Annotated in this window: 8 protein-coding genes; 4 read left to right on the forward strand and 4 right to left on the reverse strand. The window is 46.2% G+C overall.

The genetic code is table 11. The features are described 5' to 3' along the window. Positions 1-172: 172 nt before the first annotated feature. Both tig and QT974_RS25310 read right to left on the reverse strand, forming a co-directional pair. Entirely contained in the window at positions 173-1,594 is a 1,422-nt protein-coding gene (gene tig / locus QT974_RS25305; protein WP_333471165.1) for a trigger factor, read from the reverse strand. Continuing rightward, the gene (locus QT974_RS25310) at positions 1,591-1,755 is read right to left on the reverse strand and encodes a hypothetical protein (RefSeq protein ID WP_333471166.1); all 165 of its coding nucleotides are present in this window, start codon (positions 1,753-1,755) and stop codon (positions 1,591-1,593) included. Before QT974_RS25310 ends, tig begins: the two co-directional genes overlap by 4 nt. Positions 1,756-2,129: 374 nt before the next feature. Here QT974_RS25310 and QT974_RS25315 point away from each other — a divergent pair, with 374 nt between their 5' ends. The 4 genes from QT974_RS25315 (at position 2,130) to QT974_RS25330 (ending at position 7,933) form a co-directional block, all read left to right on the forward strand. After that, positions 2,130-3,173, forward strand: coding sequence for an aspartate-semialdehyde dehydrogenase (locus QT974_RS25315; RefSeq protein WP_333471167.1), 1,044 nt, complete (start codon positions 2,130-2,132; stop codon positions 3,171-3,173). A gap of 244 nt (positions 3,174-3,417) precedes the next feature. Next, on the forward strand, positions 3,418-4,311 hold the full coding sequence (gene dapA, locus QT974_RS25320) for a 4-hydroxy-tetrahydrodipicolinate synthase (protein ID WP_333471168.1): 894 nt from the start codon (positions 3,418-3,420) through the stop codon (positions 4,309-4,311). 289 nt (positions 4,312-4,600) lie between these two features. Then, on the forward strand, positions 4,601-6,490 hold the full coding sequence (locus QT974_RS25325; protein ID WP_333471169.1) for a ribonuclease J: 1,890 nt from the start codon (positions 4,601-4,603) through the stop codon (positions 6,488-6,490). Positions 6,491-7,144: 654 nt separating this feature from the next. Beyond that, positions 7,145-7,933, forward strand: coding sequence for a class I SAM-dependent methyltransferase (locus QT974_RS25330; RefSeq protein ID WP_333471170.1), 789 nt, complete (start codon positions 7,145-7,147; stop codon positions 7,931-7,933). 120 nt (positions 7,934-8,053) lie between these two features. On the opposite strand, the gene QT974_RS25335 is transcribed toward QT974_RS25330, so the two are convergent. After that, on the reverse strand, positions 8,054-8,329 hold the full coding sequence (locus QT974_RS25335) for a MoaD/ThiS family protein (protein ID WP_333471171.1): 276 nt from the start codon (positions 8,327-8,329) through the stop codon (positions 8,054-8,056). Positions 8,330-8,494: 165 nt separating this feature from the next. After that, a complete protein-coding gene (thrC, locus tag QT974_RS25340; RefSeq protein ID WP_333471172.1) occupies positions 8,495-9,793 on the reverse strand; it encodes a threonine synthase in 1,299 nt (432 codons plus the stop codon). Positions 9,794-9,797 lie beyond the last annotated feature (4 nt).

The raw sequence follows: 9,797 nt of genomic DNA on the forward strand, positions 1-9,797 counted from the left end.
GGGGGACTTTAAGTACCTCCGGCCCCCCCCTTCTTAAGGGGGGCTAGGGGGGATCTGGGCCATACATTTAACAACAGTCTCTGACTACGTTTGACGTTAATTTGGCACCAATCTGCGCGTGCGGTGTGCACCCTTCTCCTTTTGTAGTTTCTAGAAGCAAAACTCGAAGATTTTACTCTTCGCCTACGACTTCCACGTCGATAACGCTCGTGGCTGCTTCTGCTGAATCTTCGGCGTCTGATACTTCTGCTGCTTCATCTGCTGCGGGAGTCAGAGAACCTTCAGGGACGAGTTCGATTGTCCCTTTTTCTTCCAACCATTTCAGGGTTTTTTGTTTGAGCAAGTCTTCTGCTACAAATTCCCGCAATCTTTCAGGGTCAAAATCTCCTTTGGGAAATTGCTTTCTGACTTTTGCTACTTCTGCTGTTACTTCTGCGTCATCCACAGACAAAGATTCCAGCTTTGCTACTTCTGCCAGAGCTAGAGTCTGCTTTAGGCGCTCTACTGCTTCGGGGCGCGAGCGTTCTCGCATCGGTGCAATATTTTCTTCGGTAAACAGTTGGTTGATATCTATGCCATAATTTTTCAACTGCATGGCTTGTTGGTTGAGCAAGTAATCGATTTCGCGATCGAGCATTGTTTCGGGAATTTCTACATCTATTAGCTGCACCAGTGCGGCTGATATAGCTTTTTCCTTGTTAGCCGATATCTTGTTTTCTTGCTCAGATTTAAACCTAGTTTCTAGGGATTCGCGCAGTTCTGCCAAAGTTTCAAACTCGCTAACTTCTTGGGCGAAGTCGTCGTCTAACTCCGGCAATTCTTTTTCCTTAAGTTCTTTGAGCGTAATCGTAAAAACTGCTGGTTTTCCCGCCAATTCTTCACTGCTATACTCATCGGGGAACTGCACTGAAACTTCTCTGGTTTCTCCCGGATTCATCCCGATCATGCCTTGGATAAAGCCCGGTACAAACTGATTTTCCGAGAGTTCTACTTGAAAGTCTTCGGCATCGCCGCCGGGAATTTGTGCGGGAGTTTCGCCTTCGGCTGCTTCGGCAAACTTACCTGCAAAATCAACTAAAGCTACGTCTCCCAACTGAGCCGCCCGGCCTTCTACGGGGATTAAAGTAGCTTTGTCCGATCGATATTTTGCCAGTACCTCATCCACCTGAGCTTCGTCATACTTAGCTTCTTCTGCTTGAAGCTGCAAGCCGCTATACTGACCCATTTTAACTTCTGGTTGTACGTCAACCTTAGCCGAAAAAGTTAGAGGCTGTTCTGGATCGAACTTGTTTAGCAATTCTTCAAACTCGCTGCGCAGTTCAAAACTGCCAATTGCCTGAATTTTTTCTTGTTCGAGAGCTTTTTGCAGTGAGTCGTTGATCAAATTTTCCAAAGCCGTCGCCTTCAAGCGAGTCTGGCCTAGGCGTTGCAGCAAAACTTGGCGGGGAACTTTGCCTTTGCGGAACCCAGGAATATTGACTTCGCGAGCGAATTGTTTAATTACCTGCTCGTAGGCTTGTTTTGACTTTTCTGACGGAACTTCGATTTCCAAACCAATTTGGCTAGCTGGAAGTTTTTCCTGGGTTACTTTCATCGGCTTTTGTGATATTTAACAATAATCTCATAAAATACATACAAATCTGACTTTGCCTGCATTTTAAGTTTGTACGTTTTGAATTGTAGCGCCACAACTACCAGCATCTCTACCGGATGAGACTGCAAGTCTTTTCCGGCTACTTTTTTCGCTCTTGCCAAATAGTTTTGGTTTGAGGATACTAAGTCTTGTTGCTAGGAATGTGAAGGGTAAGTCCACTAATTGCCGATGCACCATAGCATATATCGCCCTGTGATGTCAATGCTACAGGCGGTAAATTACATTCAATGGATACGCGTGCTGGCAAACCGCCTCGGTTTGGGCGCAAGACATCCAATAGCTGCAAGCTTGGCTAACGGCGAAAGATGCTAAACTAGAATTCAGTTAGTACGATCGCCCGCTCCGGTTAACTACACCGGGCATTCCTGTATTGCTGCCGAGATCGCATAACACTAATTAAGTTTAATATTGAGTATTGCGGTATTTAAATTTTTGATTTCGATCGTTTAGACTCTAATTTGCGGAGGAAACTAATTTGTCTCAGTCCTATCGAGTTGCGATTTTAGGAGCGACCGGCGCAGTCGGTGCGGAGTTAATGGAGCTGTTGCACAGCCGGAGTTTTCCCATCTCAGACTTGAAGCTGCTGGCTTCGGAGCGTTCAGCCGGCAAAACTTTGCCTTTTGGGGGCGAGATGCTGCCGGTAGAAGCAGTTGGAGCGCGATCGTTCGATAATGTAGATTTAGTCCTTGCCTCCGCCGGCGGTTCTACTTCTAAACTCTGGGCTCCTAAAGCAGTGGCCGCCGGTGCGGTGGTAATCGACAATTCCAGCGCTTTCCGCATGGATGCGACTGTGCCGCTAGTGGTGCCTGAAGTCAATCCTCAAGCGGCGGCAACTCACCGAGGTATCATTGCTAATCCTAACTGCACGACAATTTTGATGGCTGTTGCTGTTTGGCCGCTGCACAAAGTTCGCCCGCTCGAGCGCATAGTTGTAGCTACTTACCAGTCTGCCAGCGGCGCAGGCGCCAGGGCAATGGAGGAAATGAAAGATCAAGCTAGAGCAATTTTGGCAGGGGAAACTCCCAAAACAGATATCTTTCCCTACCCCTTAGCATTTAACTTGTTTCTGCACAACACGCCGATTAACGATTTGGGGTATTGTGAGGAAGAGATGAAAATGGTAAACGAAACTCGGAAGATTTTTGGTAATGACCAGATGAGAATTTCTGCAACTTGCGTGCGGGTTCCCGTACTGCGCGCCCATTCCGAGGCGATTAACCTAGAGTTTGCAGAGCCTTTTAGCCCGATCGAAGCCAAGGAAATTTTAAAGCAGGCGATCGGAGTTAAGCTAGTAGAAGACTGGCAAGCTAATTATTTCCCGATGCCAGCCGAAGCCAGCGGTAAGGATGATGTGCTAGTAGGCAGGATTCGCCAAGATATTTCTCACCCCTGCGGGTTGGAGATGTGGCTGAGCGGCGATCAAATTCGCAAAGGGGCAGCTTTAAATGCGGTGCAAATAGCCGAGTTGCTCGCCGATAAAGATTTGCTGCGAGTCCCAGCAGCGGCTGCTTCTATTTAGGGGTGACTCTACCCAAAAAAACGGATACAATTCCCCTAAGCCAGGAGTGGAGCTCCCAAAATTTTAGACTAAGAGTTCAAAGTCCCAGATGGCATCTGTGGAGTAAATCTAAAATCTAAAATTCTGCAATCTAAAATAGACTGAAGCTGCCAATTCTGTAAGGGAAATCAAGATTTTAGATAAACCTTTCATCTGAAATCAAAAATTTAAAATCAAAAATCAACAGTCTAAAATCGGAGAAAGTGTGGTAAAGTTTGGACGGGTTCTGACTGCAATGATTACGCCGTTTAAGGAAGACGGCAGCGTTAACTATGCGGTAGCAGAACAATTGGCAGTTCATTTAGCCGATCGCGGTACTGATGCCTTGGTAGTGTGCGGAACTACGGGCGAGTCTCCCACTATGAGCTGGGATGAAGAATACCAATTATTTCAGGTGGTGCAAAAGGCAGTAGCAGGTAAGGCTTTGGTCATAGCAGGAGCCGGATCGAATTCTACCTCAGAAGCAATCGCAGCTACGCAAAAAGCAGCCAAACTCGGCTTAGATGGCTGTTTGCAAGTGGTTCCTTATTACAACAAGCCGCCACAAGAAGGTTTGTACAATCATTTTCGGGCGATCGCGCAATCTGCTCCAGAATTGCCTATAATGTTATATAACATCCCCGGTCGCACAGGCCAAAATATGTTGCCGGAGACAGTAGCTCGATTGGCAGAAATCCCCAACATTGTGGCAGTCAAAGAAGCAAGTGGCAACCTAGATCAAGCAAGTCAAATTCGGTGCTTGACATCACCGGAATTTGCGATCTATTCTGGAGATGATTCCCTAACTTTGCCAATGTTGGCGGTAGGAGGATCTGGTGTAGTTAGCGTAGCCAGCCATCTGGTAGGAGAGCAACTGCAACAGATGATTAAAGCTTTCGAGACTGGTCAAGTTCAAGTCGCTACCCAGATTCACTTGCAACTTTTTGACCTGTTTAAAGCTCTTTTTCTCACCACAAATCCCATTCCCGTTAAGGCAGCTCTTAAACTTCAAGGCTGGGATGTAGGTTCTACCCGTCCGCCCCTGTGCGCTCCGCCCGTTGAGGTAACTCAAAAGTTAAAGGACGTACTGAGTCAGCTAGCCACAGTATCTGGTAGCTAAAGAGGCGAGAACGAGTTTTCAGACAACTGAATATTGGTTGTTATTAGTCCTGCGGTCATTAATCATCACTCATCAGTCATTAACTGTTAGTAATTAGCTAATGGCGATCGATCGAAGACTGAAGATTAAGGACTGAAGGCAAAAGACAACTGACTGTACGGGTATAGTAAAACCCGCCGGGAGTTTTCCATAAATATTTGGAAAATAATCACAAACGAAAGACGAAAGACGAAAGACGACCGACGAAAGACAACAGACTAATAACAAAAATAACTAACAAAGGATACGCATGATCAAAAATACAACTGCATCAGCTCTAAAAGTTATTCCCCTCGGCGGGCTGCACGAAATCGGTAAAAACACTTGTGTGTTCGAGTACGGCGACGAAATAATTCTTTTAGATGCAGGTTTGGCTTTCCCTACAGATGGAATGCACGGTGTAAATATTGTCCTTCCAGACATGACTTACCTGCGGGAAAACAGCCACAAAATTAAAGGTATGATCGTAACTCACGGTCACGAAGATCACATCGGTGGCATCCCCTATCACCTCAAAGAATTTGAAATTCCAGTGATCTACGGCCCGCGTTTGGCGATGGCTTTGCTCGCCGGAAAATTGGAAGAAGCCGGAGTATCTCACCGCACCGAATTGAGAACAGTTCGCCCCCGGGATACGGTAAGAATTGGCAAAAATTTCTTAGTCGAATACATTCGCAACACTCACTCGATGGCTGACAGTTTCACGGTAGCAATTCACACTCCTGTGGGAATTGTGATTCACACCGGAGACTTTAAAATTGACCATACTCCTGTAGACGGCGAGCATTTTGATTTGCAAAAGCTGGCGGAGTACGGCGAGAGAGGCGTGCTGTGTTTGATCAGCGATTCTACTAACTCGGAAGTTCCAGGTTTTACCGCTTCGGAACGTTCTGTCGCTCCCAATTTAGACAGAATTATCGCCCAAGCAACGGGACGGGTGATGGTGACGACTTTTGCTTCGTCGGTACACCGATTGCAAATTATTTTAGAATTGGCTAAGAAAAACAATCGGTATGTCGGAGTGGTTGGCCGCTCGATGCTGAACGTCATTGCTCACTGTCGCAATCTCGGCTACATCAAATGCGAAGATAGTCTGTTCAAACCTCTCAAAGAAATCCGCAACTTACCTGAAGACAAGGTTTTGATTTTGACTACGGGTTCCCAAGGCGAACCGATGGCGGCGATGACTCGGATTGCTAACGGCGAACATCACGAATTGAAAATCAGAACAGGCGATACAGTCATTTTCTCTGCAAATCCGATTCCTGGAAATACGATCGCAGTGGTAAACACGATCGACAAACTAATGATGCTGGGAGCAAACGTGGTTTACGGGCGCGACAAAGGCATTCACGTTTCCGGGCACGGCTGTCAGGAAGACCAAAAGTTAATGATTAACATGACTCGTCCCAAGTTCTTCTTACCCGTACACGGGGAACACCGGATGCTGGTTCAGCACTCCAAGACGGCTCAAAGCATGGGCATTCCCGCTAGCAATATGGTGATCATTGACAACGGCGATGTCGTAGAATTAACTGAAAATTCGATGCGACTTGGTACTAAAGTACCTTGTGGAATTGAATTAGTAGACTCTTCTCGATCGGGCGTAGTGAAGGCGAACGTCCTCAAAGAACGCCAACAGTTAGCTGGAGACGGCGCGGTGACAGTAGCTGCGGCGTTAAATGCAGAAGGCAAATTGGTTGCTACGCCGCAAATACACTTGAAAGGTGTAGTCACATCAGCCGATCGCGAACTGTTACAACAATCGATCGCTCAAACAATTGACACTATTTTAAGCGATCGTTGGTCAGAGTTTGTCAGACCTTCTGCAACTTCGGAATCAGGAGTTGATGTGGACTGGGTAGGAGTACAAACCCAAATAGAACGCGCAATTAGCCGCGTGCTGCGCCGGGAACTTCAAAGCAACCCCATGCTAGTATTCCTGATGCAAATTCCCGAAGGAGCATCATTTGTGAAATGGGAAACACCAGCAGTGACTCCGGGTTCCCTAGAAGCACCTAAGCTATTAGGCGGTCAATCATCCACACCGGCGCCAACACCAGCCCCTGTTCCTGCTAATGCAGTAACCGGTCGTCGTCGCCCCCGGACAGCAGCAAAAGTCGCTTCCGTCGTTTCTTAGAATCAACAATCCCTGCTCAAGTCAGGGATTTATTTATCAACCGTAGACGAACGGAAATAAACGCAGATAGTAATTAATTCTATCTGCGTTTATCTGCGTTTATCTGCGTTCATCTGCGGTGACAAAAATAATCAGTAACTATTCTGTAAGGTGCGTCGCCTTAAGATTGTTGATTGAGTAACCGAAATTGATATAAGAGTTCGTCGTCGCCCCCGGACAGCAGCAATGGCGGCTTCCTAGCATTATGATGACAGCTAAAACCACAGCTTTTATTCTGTTGTAATTTTAGGGATAGCGAGCATCTCAGTTTTGGATTAGTAGTGCTGTCCCCGCTCGCGTATTGTATAATCAAGCGAAGCGACCGGAGACAATAGGACTAACAGAAAAAATGGTTTTTGCAAAAATTGAGATCCTCCCTCGCTTTAGCTGTCTAATCGGCTCGTCCAGGCTTAAAAAGTAGCTTTCGCTCGTCTGCTTAAAGGCTATTAAGTAAGTCGGTGTAAATAATTCAAGGTTTGTAGGTATCGGCTCCATTCCTGTAAAAAAGGGTTCCATCCCTCACTACGAACAAATCGAGCGTAATTGTCAAATTACTTAACATACTTTGTTTGATGAGCGCCTACTTACTTAATTATCAACTATCAATAAATGTAGATGAAAATTAGTTCTGAATTCGTTGGATTGCGATCGCAGCTTTACACGGAAGCTCTGGCAGAATATCCTGATGCAAGAGAAGATGACCTTCAATTCATGCGTCGGTATCTCAACCCGCAACCAGGAGAAAATATCTTGGGATTTTCCGAAGGAAACGGATACTTTTGCAAAGAAATTGCTGAAGCTGTTGGTACCAGTGGCAGCTATTTGCTTACCGATCCTTCACAAGATCAACTTGACAGTTTGTTAAAAAATGTGCTTCCCGTTCAAGTCAAAGTACAGAAATCGGGGGCTGAAACCCTAGAAGTTTCTCCAAATTTTTATGATAAAATATGGAGTTTTGGCGGTTTCCACCATTGTCCCAATCAAACAGAAGCCTTTAAAAGAATTTATAAGGCATTAAAACCAAAGGGAAAATTGGTGATTGGGGATGTTTTTCAAGAAAGCTCCCTAGCAAAACATTTTGATAAACACGTGGCTAGGTACTGCCTGACTGGACACGAAGTTAAGTTCATGTCGGACGAGTTTGCCAGAACTCTTTGTTATTTGGGAGGATTCCTAGATGAGAATGTCGAGATCGTGGATCTCCCGCAAAAATGGCGCTTTAAAATAGAATATGATGTTGGAGCATTCATCTACAAGTTTCATGCAATGACAGAGTTGTCTGGTACTGAGCCAGAGAAAATTCAGAAAGTCCTTGAGGGCTGCAAAGAAATTCTAGGAATTGAATATAAAGAGGAGATGTATGAGTTGAATTGGCCAATGAAGGCTATAATTGCTACAAAATAGCTACAAATTAGATAAAGTATTTTTTCATCTGGATTAGAGATTTGTCATTGCACAGTCAACAAAGCAATTGTCAAAAACGGCGATCGCTTTGTTGACTTTTAAATAATATCTAATTGGTATTTAGCCGCCAGCAACTGCTGGAACAATGCTAACTTCATCACCATCTTGCAGGACTGTTCCTGTCCCATCTAAAAAGCGGATGTCTTCGCTGTTGACGTAGAAGTTGAGAAATCTGCGGGGTTCTCCTTTTTCGTCACACAGACTTTTTTTGATGCCGGGACAATTTGTTTCCAGGGATTCAATCATTTCTGAAATATTACCGCCGCCGCATTCGATGGTGGCCTGATTGTTGGTGAATTTTTGCAGCGGAGTGGGAATTAAAACTTTAACAGTCATGGTTAGTTGTCAGTGGTTAGTTGTTAGTTGTTAGTTGTTGGTTGTTAGTTGTTGGTTGTTGGTTGTTAGTTGTTAGTTGTTAGTTGTTAGTTGTTGATCCCAATAACCAATAACCACTAACCACTAACCAATAACCAATAACAAACAACCAATCACAAATGACTATTAAACAGAAGCTGGTTGCCATTCTAAGCGTTCGAGGGTGCGGGCGCGTTCGAGGGCGCGCTCGAAAGCTTCCAGTTTTGGTTCGAGGGTGATGGGTTCGCCGATGTAGCCTTGGACTGCTTCCTGAGTCTTCAAGCCGTTGCCGGTGATGTAGGCGACGGTAGTTTCGTCGGGATTTATTTTACCTGCTTCTACGAGTTTCTTCAAGACGGCGATCGTCGTACCGCCTGCGGTTTCTGTGAAGATGCCTTCGGTTTCTGCCAGCAGTTTCATGCCTTCGATGATTTCGGTGTCGCTGACTGATTCGATGTTTCCGTTGGTTTTGCGGGCGATTTCTAAGGCGTACATACCGTCGGCTGGATTGCCGATCGCGATCGATTTAGCAATTGTATTCGGTTTGACTGGTGTTACGAAGTCGCGACCTTCGCGGTATGCTTGGGCGATGGGCGAACAACCGTCAGCTTGAGCGCCGCTGAATCGAACTTTCTTCTCATCCACTAAACCGACTTCGACGAATTCTTGAAAGCCTTTGTAGATTTTCGTGAACAACGAGCCAGAGGCAAGCGGGGCGACGATATGATCGGGCAATTGCCAGCCTAGCTGTTCGGCAACTTCGTAGCCGAGAGTTTTGGAGCCTTCGGAGTAGTACGGACGCAAATTGATATTGACAAATCCCCAACCATGTGTATTAGCGACTTCGCAGCAGAGACGGTTAACTTGGTCGTAGTTACCGTGAACTGACATGACTGTTGGATTGTAAATCAGAGTGCCGAGGACTTTGCCAGCTTCTAAGTCTGAAGGGATGAAGACTACGCAGTCGAGACCGGCGTGGGCTGCGATCGCAGCCGTGGAGTTTGCTAAGTTGCCAGTGCTGGCACAGGATACTGTGGTGAAACCCAATTCTCTAGCTCGGCTGAGGGCGACTGACACCACTCTGTCCTTAAAGCTAAGAGTGGGCATATTCACAGCATCGTTTTTAATATAAAGATTTTTGAGACCGAGGCGGCGCGCCAAGCGGTGCGATTTTACTAAAGGAGTCATCCCCGTGCCGACATCGATGACGTTATCTGTAGCGACTGGTAAAAATTCGCGGTAGCGCCAGATTGAGTTGGGGCCTGCTTGGATGGTTTGGCGAGTGACGCGGCGGCGGATAGCTTCGTAGTCGTACTTGACTTCTAGGGGGCCAAAACAGCAATCGCAGACGTGCTTGGCTTGGAGTTCGTACTCTTCGCCACATTCTTTACACTTGAGGGCTGTGAAGGTTGCTGCTGTGGATTGTGTTCTGGTGGCCTGGGTCATAGCT

It is taken from the genome of Microcoleus sp. BM001215392, from assembly GCF_036700185.1.
In the GTDB taxonomy this organism is placed as follows: domain Bacteria; phylum Cyanobacteriota; class Cyanobacteriia; order Cyanobacteriales; family Microcoleaceae; genus Microcoleus.

What these genes read in the sequence shown, in the direction of transcription:
- QT974_RS25325 (WP_333471169.1), top strand. Translation starts at nt 4,601, where the DNA reads ATGATCAAAAATACAACTGCATCAGCTCTAAAAGTTATTCCCCTCGGC.
- tig (WP_333471165.1), bottom strand. Translation starts at nt 1,594, where the DNA reads ATGAAAGTAACCCAGGAAAAACTTCCAGCTAGCCAAATTGGTTTGGAA.
- thrC (WP_333471172.1), bottom strand. Translation starts at nt 9,793, where the DNA reads ATGACCCAGGCCACCAGAACACAATCCACAGCAGCAACCTTCACAGCC.
- QT974_RS25330 (WP_333471170.1), top strand. Translation starts at nt 7,145, where the DNA reads ATGAAAATTAGTTCTGAATTCGTTGGATTGCGATCGCAGCTTTACACG.
- QT974_RS25335 (WP_333471171.1), bottom strand. Translation starts at nt 8,329, where the DNA reads ATGACTGTTAAAGTTTTAATTCCCACTCCGCTGCAAAAATTCACCAAC.